Source organism: Microcystis sp. M113S1 (genome assembly GCF_020246945.1).
GTDB lineage: Bacteria > Cyanobacteriota > Cyanobacteriia > Cyanobacteriales > Microcystaceae > Microcystis.
The window spans coordinates 19,823-39,885 of sequence record NZ_JADBSA010000393.1 but is presented as its reverse complement, the minus strand read 5'-3'; the positions used below and the strand labels follow the sequence as shown (position 1 = coordinate 39,885).

Here is a 20,063-nt window from a genome sequence, read left to right as displayed (position 1 = left end):
TTGGGGGGAAAATTCAGGGACTTTTTCCCTGAAAATTAGGTAATTGACCACCTGAAAATGGGTAAAACCCCACACCCCACACCCCAACCCCCAACCCCCAACCCCCAACCCCCACCGAAAAACTTTTTCAGCAGACCCTAGATAAGTTACCGTTTAGGCAGTTAAAGCCGCTCTCCGGTCCTTTGTGCGATAAGTTTTACCGACTTTTAAAATCCAGTTATCGAGCGTTTCTTGCCAATCGCCGCTATTTTTTCTGATAGGCCGCCTGTAGATCCCGAATTGAAAACAAAGCTTGAAACTTTATTCCCTGAGATTGGTAAAATTCCGCCCCTCCTTGCTCTCTATCCACCAAAGCAATGATTAAATCTACTTGATAACCCGCATCCCGTAATCTTTCTACCGCTACCATGGCACTTTTCCCGGTTGTCACCACATCTTCGAGGACAACCACCGCAGCACCGGGGTTTAAAGTCGGCCCCTCGATATAAGCCATAGTCCCGTGGCCTTTTGCCTCTTTGCGGACGATTAAAGCTGGAATCGGGCGATTTTCGTAGGCAGATACCACACTAACCGCGCTGACAATCGGATCCGCCCCTAGGGTTAATCCTGCCACCGCTTGGGTATCTAGAGGCAGTAGAGACAGCAATAAACGCCCCACGGCTAAAGCTCCCTCCGCAGTGAGGGTAACTTGTTTACCGTTGATATAGTAGCGGCTTTTTTGTCCTGAAGACAGGGTGAAGTCCCCCTCTCGATAGGCAAGACGGACAAGAGCATCGAGGAGAAATTGACGCAGGGAAGCAGTATCGAGAGTCGCTACCGAGGAATTAGCCATATTTTCAGGATTGGGAGCCTAACTGACTCCAAAATTTCGGTTACAATTGAGCCAAAAGTCATTATATATTGACTCGATCGCTAGTATTGATTTCTTTCTCGTCCCATTGACGGGATTTTTTAATTAACCCTATCCCTGTGAGGAGATTTTTACCCATGCGCGCTCAATTTTTACTTCCTTCTCTGTTTTGTTTAACCGGTTTAGTCTGGTTGAGTCCGCCTAGTGCGATCGCCCAAAATCCACCCGCCACCAATCCCCCACCGGTAAAAATCCAACAATTGCAACTTGTCCCCTCTCCCGATACGGCGGTGGGATTTAATAATATCCCCGGTTTGTTTAACCGCGCTGTTAATAACAATACGGGTCGTTTCTACGACTACACCAACATTTTAGGACAGTTAAACTCTCTTTTTGGTTGGCGTACTTTTCCCCAAGGTTCCTATTTCGATAATATGATTACCCGGGATGCCAAATTGACCGAAACTTTATACTATGATGTCATGCAACAGCAACAGTCCGGCCCCTTAATTCGCACCCAAGATTTACTCAATCCCTTCGATACTTCCCTACAGGAAAATCCCAGTTATTTAAGTCCAGGCGGCTTTTAATCCGCCAATTTAACTCGGAATTGGCGAACAATGTAATGGGTCGAGAATCTTCTTTGAAGGTTCCCGAACTGCGGCAAGATGCCTTTTTAAGTTCGATCGAAGCTCCCTGAGAAGCTAAACTCTCACCCATTTGGCAATATCAAGGGTTTTGTCATAACGATAGCTCATGCCATCATTGCCAATAATCGTTTGACCTCGACTGGCTTTATTTTTGATGGTACTTAAGCTATAGTTGGTCAGTTTTTGCATTTCTTGATGGGTAAAATTGTCTTGATTGTTAATTTCAGAGACAATTTCTATGGTTTCATCAACGGTTTTGGCATTGTTAGAATGAGTGGCAATCGCTGCTGATGGATGATAGTCTTCCATTCTCATTAATCGCCAAGTAGAATCCTCGGAAAGTTCCAAAACCTTTTGATGGTAGTTAAACAAACTTTCTCGATGTCCGACACTAATAAAGGTCTTTCCAGTTTGTTGTAACTGTTTATATAAATGATCTTCATTTTTTAAATCTAAAGCACTGGTGGCTTCATCTAAAATCACAAAATCTGGCTGATTAACGAACAGTCGCGCAAAGGCTAGACGTTGTTGTTCTCCTAAAGATAAAATATTTTCCCAATCCACTTCCTCATCAAAATTTTTGATGCGATTAAGAACATCTTGCAGGTTAACTTCTTGTAATATTTCTTTTAATTGGGATTCACTCATCTCCGTTGTCGTTTGAGGATAAATTAGCTGTTCACGCAAGTTTCCTAAAATGATATAAGGACGTTGGGGTAAAAATAATAAATCGTCGAGGGGAGGTCGCACCAAATGACCTGTACCTGTATTCCATAACCCAGAAATAGCGCGTAAAAGAGAACTTTTTCCTCGACCACTTGGACCAACAATTAATAAACCTTCCCCTGGTTCAACGGACAGGGATAAATGTTCGACAATCACTTTAGCAGCATCGGGAGTTTGTAAGGTGACATCCTCAAAAGTTAGATTGTTATCTTCAATGACTTTAATGGTATTAACCTGGTTGGTTTGTTCGCTTACAGTATCTAAAGCTTGGGAAAAATCTTCTAAACGTTCAATATAATTAATAAACTGACCGGAGCGTCCAAATTCATCCACTAACACGGATAAAGCTGTGGAAAAGAAATAGCAACAATAGCTGGCTTGATTAACTTGTCCAAACTCAATTCTACCACTAATATATAATGGGGAAACAATTAAGAAGGGGAAGATTTGAACAATGGATTCATAGCCACGGTTAAAAAATTCCTGGGTTCTTTCCCAATTAATTCTTTCAATAATGATTTTAATCACCTGATTGAACTTCCTTTGAATAATATTTAACTCTTTTTCTTCCCCTCTAAAAAATGCAATTGATTCAGCGTGAGTACGAACATGAGTAATGGCGTATTTATAGGTTCCTTCCACGTCTAATTGTTGTTTATTGATTTTATTTAATTGTTGAATAATATAGGCAGCAAGAATATTTCCAATAATCGTATAAACCAGAAGCACTATAGAAATGGTTCTAGAAATTGACCAAAGGATGACAATAAAAACCAGCATCTCCATGAGTTTTTCGACGCAGGTTGTTAAAAAGTCCATCGTTGTTCTGGTGATGGGTTGAATTTCTTGGGATAAACGTTGATCTGGATTTTCAATATCTCCTTTAAAATTGATTCGATAATAAGCCCGATTTTCAAAATATTTTTGCAAGATACTACTATTGATCCATTGATACCAATCCAGCGCAATTAGTTTTTTAAGAAACTTAGACAATCCTCCGAAAAACGTCATACTGCCTAGGGTAATCCCATAAATGATGACAAAATAGGTTAATTTTTCTGCATCCTTAGCTTCCGTGAAGGTAATTAAGTCTCTAAAAACAAAACTATTAAACGCATTAAGTCCGACTACTCCCACTAATAACAAAAACAATAAAACTAGCATTCCCCAGGAACGAATAATCTGTGAAAAAGCTCTATCATGGTGTTCTTTAGGATACCAATAAGCTTGAATAAATCTTAAAAATTCTTGAAGAGATTGATTGAAAGTTTGAACATCTTCTTTGAGATTTATACTATCTGAGGTTTTTTCGGCAACACTCATAGGATTCTCCTTGTGCTAAAATGGGGACATTAGAACTTTGAATGTCTAACTTAAGAGATAGACATTCATTCAGCATACCATAAAAATCTCCATTATTATCACAAATTTTATTACGACTATTTTCTGGATTTTCTACAGATCAGGAATGAATATTAAGCGAATTGGATCAGATTCATAATCGTTTGATAATTTTGGCAGGATTCCCAGCAACTACAGTAAAAGGTTCTACATCTTTTGTCACTACCGAACCTGCTCCAATAATTGCTCCTTTCCCCATCGTAACTCCTTTAAGAATTGCCAGATTAAATCCAATCCAAACATGATCTTATATCACCACGGGTGCAGATTGTATATCAACATCCTTAGCATCCTTAATCAGATTATTTAAAATCACGACTTCCACAAATTCTTTATGTCTTAAAACATAATTTAATGAATGAGCATCGGTATCATAAATATTGACATCATCAGAAATTATAACTTCGTTGCCAATTTTGATAGAATTGGCTGATCTAATTCGAGTTTTCTCACCAATATAACAATTTTTACCAATTTCTATTTTTCCACCATAAGGAAATATAACTAATTCTCCGATAATTACTGTATTTTCTCCAATTTGAATTAAACTTTTATCTTCCCTATAATTTTCACAGTTTCCGATAAATTTGACGGAACTGTGAAATGTGGCATTGTCGGAAAGTTGTTTACGTTTTTCGATTCGTTCTTGTTCTTCTAAAAATTTTGAAATCAATAAATATAATTGATGTCTTAGATTAAACATAAGATTGACCTCGTGGAATTCATGATCTGGATTTTTTGAATTTAGGGGTGTAATAAAATCGACATTTATTGTGTTAAAAACCCACTTTTATAAAATATTCAAAATAACTGTTGTCTTTGCCTAACGGCAAAATCACCGTATTGAATAGGGAAATTTGGTAAAGGATTAGATTGTTTTTGTAAAAAAGCTTCATATAGATGAGAAAGTTCTTGTAGTAAATCCAATAAAGGCAAATTTAACTGAATTTTCGGGTTAATAATTTGTCGGCAAATTTCGTGAACTTCTTGAAAACAAGTTCGCAACAATTCATGACGTTGCATAAGAGTTTCCAAAGCTTTCCTAAAGATATCAATATCTAAATTGCCATCAATTTGAAAGCGAAACGGCATATTATAGGTATAGCCTTGAGCTTCCAATTGGTACAAAAACCAAAGTCTTTCTTGAGAAAAAGAAAGCGGTACAAGTTGAGATTTATCTCTAGGCGGTATCGTATTTGTTTTGACACCGATTCCTTTTTTTTGTAGTAACAGCTTGAGTAATTTTTGTTTGTCTTGAGAGTTATGATTCATTTTTACCCTGGGTTAAATAGGTTTTAATCTAGTGATTTTAGGTTGGTTTGATGGATACAAATCAACCTAAAAATTGTTTAATTATTGATGCTAAATAGCGGTATAACCTCCATCTACCATTAAAATTGCTCCGGTTACATAAGAGGAAGCTTCGGAGGCTAAAAATACGACGGGACCAATTAACTCTTGTAAATCTCCGGTTCGTTTCATGGGAATTCTAGTATATAATTCGTCCATTTCATCCCCAGTTGAACGTAAACCTTCTGTTCCTTCCATCATATTATTCATATACCCTGGTGCAAAAGCATTGACTCGAATTTTGTTACTAGCTAATTCGACCGCTAGGGATTTTACCAATTGATTGACACCGCCTTTTGCGGCGCTATATGCTCCTGAAGATTTGGGAACAGCAACGAAAGCACAGATAGAAGAATTCATAATAATTGAACCTCCTGTACCTTGTTGCAGCATTTGTTTGGTTGCGAGTTGAGCGCAATTAAAATAACCTTTTAAGTCAACATTAATGACCTCATCCCATTCCAATTCCTCTAATTCGTGAGTGTTGTTGAGAATTTCAACCCCTGCATTACAAACCATAATATCGAGTTGACCATAATGAGCAACGGCCTGTTCAATTAAATTCTGACAAGCTGGACGTTGACGAACATCGGTGTGAATTGCCATGGCTTCGCCGCCTGCTTCTTGAATGAGTTGAACCGTTTGTTCAGCACCAACTTGATTAATATCACCAATTACCACCTTAGCTCCAGCTTGTGCTAACCCTTGCGCTAATACCCGACCAATTCCTCGGGCAGCGCCCGTGATAATTGCAACTTTACCTGTTAAATCAAAGAGATGATTTGTCATTTTTTTTCTGTATTTTTTTTGTAATCATACCATTTTTAAAGCTAGGGAAATACGCTTAAATTCATTTATTTTTAAAGGTTGTGATTAGACGGGCTACAGTGGGATTTTCAAAAAAATCACGCAAAGTACAATTAATTTTAATAATCTTACCGATTTTATCAATTACCTGAATAACTTTTTGAGAATCTCCCCCAAGGTCAAAAAAGTTATCATTAACACTAATTTCTTCTAATTCTAAAACTTCTTGCCAGATATTGATCACGGTTTCTCTAGTTAGATTATGGGGTAAGTCATTAGATTTAATTTCATTGATTGATAAAGACAAGGGAGAAGTATTGCCGGAGAAGGAGACGGATTCAGATAAAGGACATAGATCAGAAATGGTTTTATCAGGATCAGTGACAATATTCTTCAATAACTGCTGAAAATATTGTTCCATTTGAGTAATAGTTTCAGTCGTGAATAAATCAGCTTTATACACGAAAGCACCTTTCATACCTTGCTCAGTTTCTTCAAGGGATATAGTTAAATCATTTTCAGCACTATGGGCATCTATATCCATTTTTGATAACTCGTCTGTGACTGTCAGATTGATGAATTTTAAATCTTGTTTAGGAGCATTCTGGAAAAGGAAAATAACTTGATGAAACAAAGCATATTGAGAATCTCTAATCGGTTTTAATTTTTCCACTAACGTGATAAAAGGAATTTCTTGATAAGCATCAAATTCTAAACTCATTTCTTTTACTTGATGCAGCAAGTCCCGAAAATTGGCTTGATATTCTACATGAGTATATAAGGGGAGAAACTGAACCATAAGTCCGATTAAATCTTGTGTTTCGGGTTGGTTACGATTAGCCGCAACTCCACCAATAATAATTTCTGTCTGTTGTGTATAGTAAAAGAGTAATATTTTTAAGGCGGCTAATAAAGTCATATACAAAGTCGCTTTTTCTTGATGACTTAATGACTTTAATGCGTCTGTTAAGTTTTGAGAAATGAGGAAATAATGAATGGCTGCTTCAACAGGTTGAGCCGTTGTGCGTGGGTAATCAGTAGGAAGTTTTAAAATGGGTGGGTTAATCCCTATATGTTTCTTCCAAAAATCCAGATGAGATTGCCATGAATTATCTTTTATTGATTGCCATTGCCACAGAGAAAAGTCACCATATTGAATCGGTAATTCAGGCAAAGGTGAAGGTTTATTCAGACAAAAAGCTTCATAAAGAATGCCTAACTCTTTAGTTAAAATATTCAAAGACCAACCATCAGCAATAATATGATGGATTATCATGATTAACAGATAGTTATCTTCAGCAAATTTTATAACTTTACTGCGAAATAATGAACCTTGTTCTAAGTCAAAAGGTCGGTTAATTTCTGCTGAAAATAATCTTTTGGTTTCTTTTTCTTGCTCCAGTTCACTAAGTCTTTGTAGGTCAAGAATTGAAAAATCAAAAACTGGATCATCTGTAATTTTTTGGAACACTTTCCCATCTATACAAGTAAAAGTTGTCCGCAAACTTTCATGACGTTTGACAATTTCTCTTAAGCTTTCCTCTAGTGCAGGAACATTAAGCAAGCCTTCAATGCGATAAATACAAGGCAAGTTATAAATACAATTTTCTGGATAAAATTGAGCAAAAAACCAAAGTTCTAACTGAGTTAAAGAGATAGGAATTAATTCAGAGTTGGATGATTGGCGTTTAGGTATAGTATTTACTTTTTTAAAACTAATACCTTTTTTTTGAAGCAGGAGCTTGAGTAATTTTTGTTGATCTTGAGAGTTGTTTTTCATTTGTAATTAATAATTCAGGAGTGGTTGACTTATTTTTTTTTGTTTTGAGATAATAAAGCTTGAACTTCTTCTGGTGAAAGTTGGGAAATTTCTTGAACGGTTACAGCAATTTCATTCAGCAACTCTTCATTCCCGACTAATTCAATCATGACTTGAATTAATTGGCTGATAGTTGAGTGATTAAAAAGTTGGCGCACAGAAACTTCAATTTCTAAGGTTTGACGGATTTTACTAATCAGTTGAATCGCTTTTAAAGAATGTCCACCTAACACAAAGAAATCGTCTTCAATCCCAACTCGTTCGACTTCTAAAATTTCTGCCCAAATTTCCGCTAAAACTTCTTCAATTGCAGTTCGAGGAGCGACATAATTTTGAGTTAATGATAAGGAGTTTTTATCGGGTATTGGTAATACTTTTCGATCAACCTTACCATTAGGACTGAGTTGAAAAGATTCCATCGCCATAAAAGCAGAGGGAATCATATAATCGGGTAGCCAGTTTTCGAGGAAATGACGTAATTCAACTTGGTTTATGGTTTCACCTGGACGGGGAATAAAATAAGCAGCTAAATATTTTTCTCTGGCTGTTTCTCCCTGAACTGTAGCAACAGCTTGAGCAATTTGAGGATGTTGATTTAAAATAGTTTCCACTTCCCCTAATTCAATTCTGTAACCTCTAACTTTCACCCCATCATCAATTCTTCCTAGATACTCGATATCTCCATTGGGTAAATAACGCGCTAAATCCCCAGTTTTATACAGCAATGAATTATCGCTAAAGGGATTAGGAATGAATTTTTCTTGGGTTAATTGGGGATTATTGAAATAACCCCGCGCTAAACCGCCACCCGCAACATATAACTCCCCAGTGACTCCGATGGGTACGGGTTGAAGATAGGAATTTAAAATATAAACTTGCACATTAATAGCGGGTTTACCAATGGGAATATACTTCGGCCAAAGCTCAGGATTAGGGTCAAAGGTATAACTGGTAACGAGATCCGCTTCTGTGGGTCCATAAAAATTGTAAAGGGTACAATGTTCGAGTTTTTTGAATACAGAAATCATCGTTGAAGTAATTTGTAATTGCTCTCCAGCTGAAATAATTTCACGCAAGTTAGCAAATAAGTAGGTTTCCTCACTATAGGTTTCGATTAATTGTTGTAACAAAGTAACGGGCAAAATTGCTTTATGAATTGGATTCTTAGCGAACAATTGACTTAATTTAGCAAGGTCTAAACGCGAATCTTCTGGAACAATAAATAAGCTCCCCCCTAAACACAAAGCGGCAAAGATTTCGTGATAGCTGACATCGAAATTAAAGGGAGCAAATTGTAAAAAATTCCTCTCTGGTGACATTTTTACCCGATGATCCTCAATAATATTAGTTAAGGATTGATGCAGGATCATAATACCTTTGGGTACACCCGTAGAGCCTGAACTATAAATAATATAAGCCAAATCCTTTAAACTCACGGGGTTGTCAAGATTGGTCTTGGGTTCTAAGGCAATTTCTGACCCTTGTTCATCCAATAAAATCCGTTGAGAAATGGTTTCACTGTTTAAAAGGTATTGACAATTTTTTTGGGTTAATAAGGTTTGAAGTTGGGTGTCTTGCAGGATGTAAGAAAGTCTTTCTTGAGGATAGGTTGGGTCTAGGGGAACACAGACACCGCCTACTTTTAACACTGCTAAAACGGCAATCACCATATTGACAGACCGTTCTAAACAAATCCCCACCAAAGATTGAGAACTCACACCGATTTTTTGTAAATAATGAGCCAGTTGATTGGCAGACTCATTCAGTTCTTGATAGGTTAATTGTTGCTCTTGAAAAACAACAGCAATGGCTGAAGGAGTTTTGATGGCTTGTTGTTCAAATAATTCATGAACGCACTGTTTTATGGGATTTTCTGGTATCGTTTGATTCCATTCAATTAATAATAATTGACGTTCTGCTTCCGTTAACAGAGGTAAGTCTTGAATCTGGCGATGGGGATTAATGGCGATTCCTGCTAATAAGGTTTGAAAATGACCTAACATCCGTTCAATGGTGTCATTTTCAAATCGTTCTTGAGGATAAATAATTTTAATAGTTAAGGCTTCTCCAGGGGTGACAATAACGGTTAAGGGATAATCAGCATTGCCATAATCTTGCATTTCCCCGACTTGTAAACCGCCTAAATTCTCACTATCATTTTCGCTAAAGGGTAAATTTTCAAAGACAACAAAACTTTCAAAAACTGAATGAGGAGCAGGAATTTCACTCCATTTTTGAATGTCAATTAGAGAACTATAACTATATTGCTCTCGTTCTAAATGCTCTTGTTGTAATTGTTGAAACCAAGTTAATAATTCAAGTTGAGGATCAATTTGGATGCGAATGGGTAAGGTATTTAAAAACATACCAACCATCGATTCAATCCCTGTAAAATTGGGCGGTCGCCCCGAAACGGTTGCCCCAAATACAATGTCTGATTCACTACTATAATGATGTAATAATAAAGCCCAAGCTCCTTGAATTAGGGTAGAAAGAGTAAGGCGATATTCTTGGGCGAGTAATTTCAGACGACTGGTAATTTCTGGAGAAAGTTTTGATTTTTGATGAAGATAATTTTTACTTTGAGTAACAAGAGGATTTAACGGTTTATCAACGACTAATGGAGTTGGAGAGGTAAAGCCTTGAAGATTTTGTCGCCAAAAGAGTTCGGCTTGGGTTTGATCTTGCTGTTGTACCCAATTGATATAATCTTGATAAGGGCGAGGTGTGGGTAAATTAACGGGTCGATGGTTGATAAATCCAGCGTAAAACTCGAAAACTTCTTTCAACAGAATTGCTGTTGCCCAACCATCTAATAAAATATGATGTCCGGTATGGATGAATTCATATTTATTATCTTCGAATTGAATTAAATGACATCGAAGTAAGGGGACTTTATCTAATTCAAAATATTGCTCTTTATCAGAGGTTAATAATTTTTGAAATTTAGTTTCTTGTTCGGCGGGAGAATGGGAGCGCCAATCATAATTAAACCAAGGCAAGCTGACATTTTTTCTAACCACTTGCAGAGGCTGTTTGGTTTTTTTCCATGCAAAACAAGTCCGTAAAATACTATGTCTATCTACTACTTTTTGCCAAGCTTGTTGGAACGCATTAATATCTAAATTGCCTTGTAAGGTGATTTGAATTTGTGATAAATACGTCTTTGATTCTGGATTATATAAAGAATGAAACAGCATCCCCTGCTGCATGGGACAAAGGGGATAAATGGATTCAATATCTTTTTTACTAACGTTAGATTTTTGAGGTGTTACCATTGTTTTTTTCCAATAGATTAAATAAAAATCGGGTGGGTTTCCTGAATAATGGTTGATTCAAGAAACCCGATCAACTTAGAACGAATTACCTTTAACGTTGACTAGACCACTTGAGTTTAAATTTGTTAATTTCTTCATCGGTGTAAAAATGACGCACTAATGGTTGATCATAAATCTCTTCTAAATATTCATCACTAAAGGTGAGACTCTTTCTTAAATTCTCATAGATGAGATAGTCATTCTCGTCTAAAAAGTCTGCTGGGTCAAGTCGTTCACAATTTAAATTTTCAACTTCCAAAAAAGTTTCTAAGGCTTCTTTTAAGCAAGAATCAAGTTTCTCTAACTTTAAGACTAATAATTCAATATTACGGTCTGGGAAATTCGCAATCGCATAACCTTTTTCTTTCGGAAAATCAATGGAAGCAATATCAATGCCAAAAACAGCTTCTAATTCTTCCTCAAACCAGTCATACTGTTTTCCATAGACAAAATTTTGAGACCAGAATTTCTTAATAATATCATCCATTGTGATTAATCCCTTCTCATATTTTATGAAAAATTCAGGAAAAACACACGCACAATCAATGATTTGAAAAAACCAAGAAATATTACGGGCGATGGGTTCTCGGACTCCGGTAATAATTTTAATGCTTTTTTGACCTTTGATTTCTTCAATATGTTCGCTTAAATATTTGGTAATACAGGAATGCCCAAAGGTAAAAGCATGATAATGTTGATCCAGTTGCATTGCTTCCCAAATTTTTGAGAAATGTTCTGAATTCAGATTATGGATATGATAAATCGCTTGATCTGGTAGTTTTTTTTTCAGGGTCAAATAGGTACTCACTGAACCAACTTTCCCCATTTGATAAACAAAGATTACTGAAGAATTATTGAGAAGTTCTTGTTTTAATTGTCTTTCTGTCTTCCACATATTAATCCTATTACTAATATAGGAATACACGGTAAAAACCTGTTTATCTGCGATGGGATAATAGTTAAGAGCTTGGTTTGAGAGTTTAGTTTGTGTGTTCATGATGCTTGTTGATGATGTTGGAGGGTTAAATTTAAAATGCTGACGAGGATAAACCACCATCGAGGGGAATAGTAATTCCCGTTATATAACTCGCGCATTCTGAAGCTAAAAATACAACGAGATTAGCAAATTCTTCAGTCGTACCAATCCGATTCATAGGAATTGTTTTAAGAATTCCTTCTCGGATTAAATCTGGGGTTGTTCCTTCCTTTTTGGCATAAATTTCTAAATATTCTCGATGTCTAGGGGTGTCAATAACGCCGGGGTTAATACTATTAATTAAAACATTATAGGGGGCAGTTTGTCTAGCTACCGATTTGGTAAAATTCATTAAAGCTGCATTGACAACACCCGATTTAACTAAACGAGGGGATGGCTCTTTCCCCGATGTCCCAATGATATTAACGATTCTTCCCCAATGTTGTTTTTTCATAATCGGTAACACTAAATTGGTTAAGCGAATATAACCCATTAATTTTCCCTGAAAAACGTTTAACCAATCGTCATCGGAAAGGTTTTCAATTAAATTGTCAGCAAAGTTAGCTCCTTCAGAATTATTAACTAAAATGTCAATTTTGCCATATTGATTTAAAGAGTCCTGTATTAATTGTTCAGAATCTTGAGCTTGATGAACATCCGCCACTAAACGCAGAATTTCTTGGGCAGGATAAGCTTGAGCCAGAGATTGATAAGCTTGTTCTAAGCGTTGGGAATTGCGACCGCAAATAATTAAGTGACAGCCTTCTTCTGCTAATTTTTCAGCAATGGTCAACCCAATTCCCGCACTACTTCCCGTAATCAAAGCCACTTTATCTTTTAATCCTAAATCCATAAACTTTGCACTAGCATTTTGAGGTTAAACTTAAAATTTTAAAACGAACTAAATTAAAATTTTAATCAAATTAATATCTTGATTCGATGAATTATATCCCTTTTTCAAAACCCTTGAAGGAGTATAATAAATTTGACCATATTCTAAACACTGTTCTTCATTTTCTATGGAGATTTCTAATTTTCCATTCAAAATAAATCCGATTTCTTCTTGCTCACCTTGATGTGGGGGAATGGAGTAACCGGAAGGAATTGTCGTCATGACAATTTCAAACCAAGAACCCTTAACCGATTGACAAGGTAAATGAGTGATTTGATCTTGGTTGTTTGATAGGGTTAATACAACGTCTTGGGAAGGTAAAGAAGAGGTAATCCGTTTAAGATCAAATCCAATCATCGGTTCTGATAAAGGATTAAAAGCACCATGAGGAATATTGCCATCAGCTATATAAACATCTTGCAAAGGTCTTAAGGGTTTAATCACATCTTCAATATACAGTTCCAGTTCTCCTGAGAATACCATGCCAATTTGACTTTCAGGATGGTGGTGGGATTCAAGTTTAGCATTGGGAGCTATAACGTATAACTGAAAAATGGTATCTTGGCATTGAAAAACCTCTAATTCTACATGAGGATTGAGTTTAATATACTTGGGAATTGGGAAAAATTCAGACATGATTTTAGGGTACAGGTTCAAAATGAAATTGAGATTTAACTTCTCAATTATTTTTATGTGATGAAGGCAACTATTCTGAGCCGATAGGTAGCTTTTTTAGGTATGCACAGGTAAATAAATACCTTGAATCATGGTGTTTTCCTTTTTGTAGAATAAAGACCAACTCATCTCAATTTTACCATATTGTGAAACAAATTCTAAATCATGTTCTCGGAGGGCATTTTCATTGGTAATCGCTAAATCTGCCAACCCCTGTTTAACGTGAATAGCGGCAACACTGGTAGAATTCACCAATGTGATTTTAATCTTGTTTTGATTTAGGTCACACGGTAATAAATAAGGAAGTAAAGGAAGAGGAGCGGGATGAGTGACTAGGGTGCAATTTTCTAAAATGATTTCTTCATTTTTTCGCTTGGCTAATCCGTAAACGGGTGTGGGATAGGTGAAGATAAAACCTAGTTTAAAACTTGGTTCCATATAGAAATCATTAATTCTTTCATAGGCATGGGGTACTAACGCCAAATCTATCTGATATTGGAGTAAAGATTCCTTTAACTCTGTAAAGCTATCAAATAAATGACTATTAACCGAAATCTGTTGTAATTTCCATTGAGAAATTAGATAATTTAAGGTTTGTTCGCTGCTGGTTTCTTTTGGACCCAAAGTGCCAACGCTTAAAGTTTTGACATCAGGCTGGGGATAACACAATTCCATTGAAAACTTTAACATGGTTTTAAGGCTCCTGAATTTTTAAGGGCGGATAAATTAGGATTTCCGGTGCAAAACAAAACAATTTCAATTTCAGCAATTAAAAATTTCACTAACTCATCAACGGCGGCTTCTGATTCAATCGCTGCTACGAGAAACGGTCGAGCCAACCCTCCTAAATCGGCTCCTAAAGCGATGGATTTGGCAAGATCTAAGCCATTTTTTAAGCCACCAGAAGCAATTAAGGGAATGGTTGAATTCAGAGTACGAATGGCGGTAATACATTCAGCCGTAGGTAAACCCCAATCGGCAAAAACTTGTCCGAGATGACGCTGTTTAGGGTCTTTTGCCCTTTGACTTTCCACTTTTGCCCAAGAAGTCCCCCCGGCTCCGGCTACGTCAATGGCAGCGACTCCGGCCTCAATTAATCGCTGTGCCATCATCGATGAGATGCCATTGCCGACCTCTTTAGCGATGACAGGAACGGGTAATTTTGAGCATATTAACGCAATTTTATCGATTAATCCTTTAAAATTCTTGTCCCCTTTCGATTGTACCCATTCTTGTAAAGGATTGAGATGGAGAATTAAGGCATCCGCTTCTAATAAATCTACCAATTTGAGGCATTCCTCTAAACCGCAGCCGTAATTTAACTGTACAGCCCCTAAATTCGCTAACAGGAGAATATCTGGCGCCAGAGAACGGACTGCAAAGGTCGGCGCTAATTCCGGTTGTTCGAGTGCAATGCGTTGAGAACCCACTCCCATCGCTAAACCATAGCGTTGAGCGACCATTGCCAATCGAGTATTGACTAAATGGGCTAATTCTGTTCCTCCAGTCATGGAAGAGATTAGAATTGGAGCTTTTAGAGATTTCCCCAAAAAGGTTGTCCCCAATTCAATATCGCTGCGGTCAAGTTCAGGAAGACAACAATGGGTAAAACGATATTTTTCTAAACCGCTTGTAAGTTGTTGAAATTCCACATCTTCTTCGATACAAACTCGTAGATGTTCGCTTTTACGATTTTCAATTTCACTGGGAAGATTAGGCTGTGACATAGTTATTATCAAGTATGAGGGTTAAACATTAAGTTGAGGTTAAAAATCGAGTTCCAAGAGCAGTTCATCTAGTTCTGCTTGATTAAGATCCGCATCGGGAAAATCCGATGGAGTATAACCTCCTTCTGCTGATAAACAATGGTTAATCAGGCTTTCTAAAGAATCTCGATAAGCAGCGGCTAAATTTTCTATCGTTGTTTTTTGATGAAATTTTTCGCTATATTGCCATTCTATTTCTAGTTTGCCCCCGACAACAATTCCATTAATATCAATTAAATGGGAACGTTGCCCTAAAGGACTATGAATAGAACCACTCGATTCCTTAGCAAATTTTCCGCCTAGAGAGCTTATCTGAGAGTCAGTAAATTGCCCTAAATAATTAAAGCTAACTTGAGCTTTTGGATAATTTTTTAACTGGGATTGAATCGTTAAATCCGAGTTGAGATAATATCCAATTCCATAATCAAATCCCCGATTCGGAATTTGTCGCAATTGCTCTTTAATGGACTTGAGACATTCCCCCGGATGATCAAGATTTTCTAAGGTCAAAAAGACGGGATAAATACTGGTAAACCAACCTACAGTTCGAGATAAATTCACGGACTCAATTACATTCTCTCTTCCATGACCTTCCATGTCAAGCAAAAGCCTATCACTCCCTGTCCAATGGCTAAAAGCTTGGACTAAAGCGGTCAATAAAATATCATTAATCTGGGTATTATAAGCTTGGGGAACCTCCTGTAACAGTAAGCGGGTTTGTTCTTCAGTTAAGGTGAAAGAAACCGTTTGTGCATGGGCAACAATGTTGGACTTAGCTTCACCTTGATAGTCCAAAGGAAGGGGGAAAACCGAGGGTAAATCACGGTTTAACCAATACTTGAATTGCGTGTTAAATTCTGGGGTTTGAGCATAGTTTTGCAATTCTTCAGCCCAAGTTTTAAAGGAACTGGTTTTTTGGGGAAGTTCCTGAGAATCTTGGCTTTCTAATTGTTGGTAAATCGTGGCTAAATCTTCCAGAATAATCCGCCAAGAAACTCCATCTACTGCTAAATGATGAATCACAATTAACAATCGTCCACTATCACCCAATTTGAAGAAAACCACCGCCATTAAGGGGCCTTGATCTATCTTGAGTGTCCGTTGTTGAACTTCTGAAATTTCAGCTAGGGTGGTTACTTGTTCATCGCAATACAGATGAGATAAATCCACCAATTCAAAGGCAAAACTATTGCAATCGTCGCTGTGATTTTGTTGCCATTTTTCCCCTTTTTGAATGAAGCGTAACCGCAAAGCATCATGGTGATAGAGTAATTTAGAAATAGTTTGTTTCAATAAATCTGGTTGTAGATTATTGGGAACTTCTAACAAGATAGATTGATTAAAATGATGACGTTCGGGCCAGTTTTGTTCAAAAAACCACTGTTGAATCGGAGTTAAGGGAACTTCACCTGTGACTAATCCTTGGTCAATTTCAGTGGCAGCAGTCGTCTCCGCTAGGATGGCTAATTGAGCGATTGTCTGATAGCCAAATAGTTGTTTAGGAGTAATTTCTAATCCCTCTTGATTCGCTTTAGCAATGATTTGAATGGCTAAGATAGAATCTCCTCCCAATTCAAAAAAGTTATCGTTAATACTAATAGTTTTAAGTCCTAAAACCTCTTGCCAAATTTGAGCGAGAATTTGTTCATTTTTTGTACTAGGAGTTGCATAATTTTCTAATTCATTTGGGTTAATTTTGGGTAGAGGTAAAGCGCGGCGATCTACTTTTCCATTAGGAGTCAGGGGAAAAGATTCCAAGGGAATTAAGAAAGCTGGTATCATATAATCTGGCAGTCTATCTTGTATAAATTGTCGTAATTCTTGGGACGTTAAGGCTTCCGTTTTAGGAATAAAATAACCATATAAACGCTTGGTTTTTAACTCATCTTGTCTGACAATTACAATAGCATCTTTAACTTGGGGATATTGATTGAGAACGCTTTCAATTTCCCCTAATTCAATTCTAAAACCTCTAATCTTAACTTGATCATCAATGCGACCCACAAATTCAATTTGTCCATCGTTTCCATAACGAACTAAATCACCGGTTTTATAAAGGCGATCACTGCTTTTTTCACTAAAAGGATTAGTAATAAATTTAGAATCGGTTAACTCTGGACGGTTGAGATATCCTTTAGCTAATCCAACGCTGGCAAGATGTAATTCCCCAGGAACACCAATAGGAACGGGTTGGAGATAGCGATCAAGAATATAGATTTTGGTGTTTGCGATCGGACGACCAATGGGCAGCACATCCATGTCTTCAAAGCACTGTGCAACTGTAGCACAGACAGTGGATTCCGTTGGCCCGTAAGCATTAAAAAAACGCCGTCCACTAGCCCATTGAATAACCAAAGAAGGAGGGCAGGGTTCTCCTGCAACAATGATATTCTGCAATGCTGGCAAGTTCTCACTGGACAGAGCGGTGAGTGCTGATGGCACAAGAGTCAAATGGGTAATCTCCTGCTCTTGTAATAGTTGCAGTAAAGGTTGTCCCGGTTGTAGTTCTTCCCGCGTTCCCAGATAAAGCCTTGCCCCCGCACAAAGAGCCATGACAATTTCCCAAATAGAAGCATCAAAGCTAATGGATGCAAACTGAAGGACACAACTATCCGGCTGCACGTCAAATAGCTTGATTTGTGCTTGGGATAGATTACACAATCCTCGATGAGCAACGAGAACTCCTTTCGGCTTTCCGGTTGAGCCAGAAGTGTAAATGACATAAGCTAAGTTCTCTGGTGTTAGGCTAGTGATAGGGGAACTTTTACTTTCGGTAGAGATTTCTTTCCAATCGGAATCTAAGCAAATTACTTGTGCTTGATGCTGTGGTAACGAGGTGACCAGTTTTTCCTGAGTCAATAGAACTGCTAGTTGCGAATCATCGAGCATATAAGCGATCCGCTCAGATGGATAAGTAGGGTCTATGGGAACATAAGCGCCAGCTGCTTTCAGGATACCTAAAATCCCTACTATCATTTCAAGGGAAGGTTCGATACAGATGCCCACCAGTGTTTCTGGTTTTACCCCCAAGGTTTGTAAATAGTTTGCTAATTGGTTCGCCTTGCTGTTTAGTTCTCGGTAGGTTAGCTGTTCACCTTTAAAAATTAGTGCTATGGCATCTGGTGTTTGTTCTACCCACGCTTCAAATAGTTGATGAATACATAGATTTTGAGGATAGTCTTGTTGAGTTTGATTCCATTCTTCTAATAATTGCTGTTTTTCCGATTCAGTCAGTAAAGGTAATTCCCTGACGGTTTGTTGAGGATTGGCTACAATTCCCTTTAATAAGGTTTGGAAATGACCCACCATGCGAGTAATTCTTTCGTCGGTAAATAGGTGGCTATCATATTCCCAAAAACCTTCTAAATAAGAGCCTTGTTCCGTCTCTATTTCCTCTAAAATTAAGCTGAGATCAAATTTAATTCTCTGGTGTTTAACGGCTAAATATTGAGCTTTTAAATGGGGTAATTCTAAAGAATTGAGGGGGGCATTTTGCAGCGCAAACATGACCTGAAATAAGGGATTATAACTTAAACTTCGTTCGATTTCTAACGCATCAACCACCTGCTCAAAGGGTACATCTTGATTAGCATAAGCTTCTAAAACAACATTGCGAGCTTGCTGTAATAATCCTGAAAAAGCTGGATTTCCTTCTAGGGAATTCCGCAACACTAAAGTATTGACGAAAAAACCAATCAAAGGTTCAATTTCTTGTCGATTTCGGTTGGCCGTGGGTGTTCCGATTAAAATATCATCCTGACCACTATAACGAAACAGTAAAGTGTTTAAAGCAGCCAGTAAGGTCATAAATAAAGTCGCCCCTGACTTTTGACTCAGAAGTTTTAGTTTTTCGGTGAGTTCTGAGTTAATTTGAAACGAGATACTATGACCTCGAAAATTGGGATTAGCTGGACGGGGTTTATCAGTGGGAAGTTCTAATAAAAGAGGAGCAGCCGTTAATTGTTTTTTCCAATAATTTAATTGGTTTTCTAAGATTTCACCTTGCAACCATTGTCTTTGCCATACGGCAAAATCGGCATATTGTATGGTTAATTCGGGTAAATCTACGGTTGAATTGGATAAAAATGCTTGATAAAATTCAGATAATTCTTTAAATAAAATGCCTTTTGACCAACCATCGATAATAATATGATGGAAAACGTTGACTAAAATATAATTTTCATATCCCAAATCAAAAAGAGTAGATCGTAATAAGGGAGCTTGAGTTAAATCAAAGGGTTTTTGTAGTTCTTCAATAATCAGTTTGTCAATTTGCTCTTGGGGTATATCTTTTAAATTAACAACTAATAATTTAATCTTCAGAAATGGAGCAATTTTTTGAATGGGTTTTCCTTCAACCATTGGAAAGGTTGTCCGTAAGCTCTCATGGCGTTGAATAATAGCATTAATCGTTTGCTCTAAAATGTCAATGTTTAAGCGTCCCGTTAAACGGATGGTTAGAGCTTCATTATAAGCAGAATTTTGCTGATCCATCTGATAGAGAAACCACATTCTCTGTTGAGCAAAAGATAGGGGTAAATCTTCAGTTCTGGCAACGGGAGATATAACAGATTCAAACGTCTTAGACGGGGTTATTGCACTTCTTAAAAAGGCAAGAATTTCTGGTTTTCTAGTGCCGATTTCTTGCTTAATTTCCGGTGTCATCGCTCCCTGGGGAGCTTGATATTTTAACTTTTCTTCCTCCAGCCAAAGCTTGATTTCTAAACTATTTAAGTAAGATAAAAATTCTGCGACTTTCATTAATAGTATCCTTTTCCTAATTAATGTTCTGGTATTTCTGGAATGGGGGTGATGTTTGGCTGAGTTCAGTAGC

The 20,063-nt window shown here is 37.2% G+C and carries 14 protein-coding genes and 1 pseudogene; 1 reads left to right on the top strand and 14 read right to left on the bottom strand.

Annotated features, from left to right (window positions below; all coding sequences use genetic code 11):
• Positions 1–244: 244 nt before the first annotated feature.
• Positions 245–832: an orotate phosphoribosyltransferase gene (gene pyrE, locus IM319_RS19950; protein WP_287078978.1), complete on the bottom strand. Its 588-nt coding sequence runs from the start codon at positions 830–832 to the stop codon at positions 245–247.
• 155 nt (positions 833–987) lie between these two features.
• On the opposite strand from pyrE, the gene IM319_RS19945 reads away from it, so the two are divergent.
• Positions 988–1,440, top strand: a complete 453-nt coding sequence (locus IM319_RS19945; protein ID WP_287685106.1) for a porin — start codon at positions 988–990, stop codon at positions 1,438–1,440.
• A 114-nt stretch (positions 1,441–1,554) separates the two neighbouring features.
• Here IM319_RS19945 and IM319_RS19940 read toward each other — a convergent pair whose 3' ends face one another.
• The 13 genes and pseudogenes from IM319_RS19940 to IM319_RS19880 all read right to left on the bottom strand — a co-directional run bounded on the left by IM319_RS19940 (position 1,555) and on the right by IM319_RS19880 (position 19,990).
• The gene (locus IM319_RS19940; RefSeq protein WP_287736675.1) at positions 1,555–3,549 is read right to left on the bottom strand and encodes an ABC transporter ATP-binding protein/permease; all 1,995 of its coding nucleotides are present in this window, start codon (positions 3,547–3,549) and stop codon (positions 1,555–1,557) included.
• A 172-nt stretch (positions 3,550–3,721) separates the two neighbouring features.
• Positions 3,722–3,868: pseudogene (locus IM319_RS22790) on the bottom strand (acyltransferase); the annotation flags it as partial.
• Positions 3,869–3,874: 6 nt separating this feature from the next.
• Complete coding sequence (locus tag IM319_RS19930; protein WP_287736674.1) at positions 3,875–4,330, bottom strand: acyltransferase; 456 nt, start codon at positions 4,328–4,330, stop codon at positions 3,875–3,877.
• Between the two features lie 98 nt (positions 4,331–4,428).
• Positions 4,429–4,899 (bottom strand): condensation domain-containing protein, encoded by a 471-nt coding sequence (locus tag IM319_RS19925; protein WP_287736673.1) that lies wholly within the window; start codon positions 4,897–4,899, stop codon positions 4,429–4,431.
• Positions 4,900–4,989: 90 nt separating this feature from the next.
• Complete coding sequence (locus IM319_RS19920; RefSeq protein ID WP_287736672.1) at positions 4,990–5,766, bottom strand: SDR family NAD(P)-dependent oxidoreductase; 777 nt, start codon at positions 5,764–5,766, stop codon at positions 4,990–4,992.
• Between the two features lie 61 nt (positions 5,767–5,827).
• Positions 5,828–7,564, bottom strand: coding sequence for a condensation domain-containing protein (locus tag IM319_RS19915; protein ID WP_287736671.1), 1,737 nt, complete (start codon positions 7,562–7,564; stop codon positions 5,828–5,830).
• Between the two features lie 29 nt (positions 7,565–7,593).
• Positions 7,594–10,881, bottom strand: a complete 3,288-nt coding sequence (locus IM319_RS19910; RefSeq protein ID WP_287736670.1) for an amino acid adenylation domain-containing protein — start codon at positions 10,879–10,881, stop codon at positions 7,594–7,596.
• 91 nt (positions 10,882–10,972) lie between these two features.
• The gene (locus IM319_RS19905) at positions 10,973–11,917 is read right to left on the bottom strand and encodes a putative capsular polysaccharide synthesis family protein (protein ID WP_286825444.1); all 945 of its coding nucleotides are present in this window, start codon (positions 11,915–11,917) and stop codon (positions 10,973–10,975) included.
• Positions 11,918–11,948: 31 nt separating this feature from the next.
• Positions 11,949–12,749 carry an SDR family oxidoreductase gene (locus IM319_RS19900; RefSeq protein WP_287736669.1) on the bottom strand — a complete coding sequence of 267 codons (801 nt, stop codon included), beginning with the start codon at positions 12,747–12,749 and terminating at the stop codon, positions 11,949–11,951.
• Positions 12,750–12,797: 48 nt separating this feature from the next.
• Positions 12,798–13,424, bottom strand: coding sequence for a cupin domain-containing protein (locus IM319_RS19895; RefSeq protein WP_286825446.1), 627 nt, complete (start codon positions 13,422–13,424; stop codon positions 12,798–12,800).
• Between the two features lie 96 nt (positions 13,425–13,520).
• Entirely contained in the window at positions 13,521–14,153 is a 633-nt protein-coding gene (locus tag IM319_RS19890; RefSeq protein WP_287078993.1) for a LysR family transcriptional regulator, read from the bottom strand.
• Positions 14,147–15,190: a type 2 isopentenyl-diphosphate Delta-isomerase gene (fni, locus tag IM319_RS19885; RefSeq protein WP_287736668.1), complete on the bottom strand. Its 1,044-nt coding sequence runs from the start codon at positions 15,188–15,190 to the stop codon at positions 14,147–14,149. The genes IM319_RS19890 and fni overlap by 7 nt, the downstream gene beginning before the upstream one ends.
• A 39-nt stretch (positions 15,191–15,229) precedes the next feature.
• Positions 15,230–19,990, bottom strand: a complete 4,761-nt coding sequence (locus IM319_RS19880; protein ID WP_287736667.1) for a non-ribosomal peptide synthetase — start codon at positions 19,988–19,990, stop codon at positions 15,230–15,232.
• Positions 19,991–20,063 lie beyond the last annotated feature (73 nt).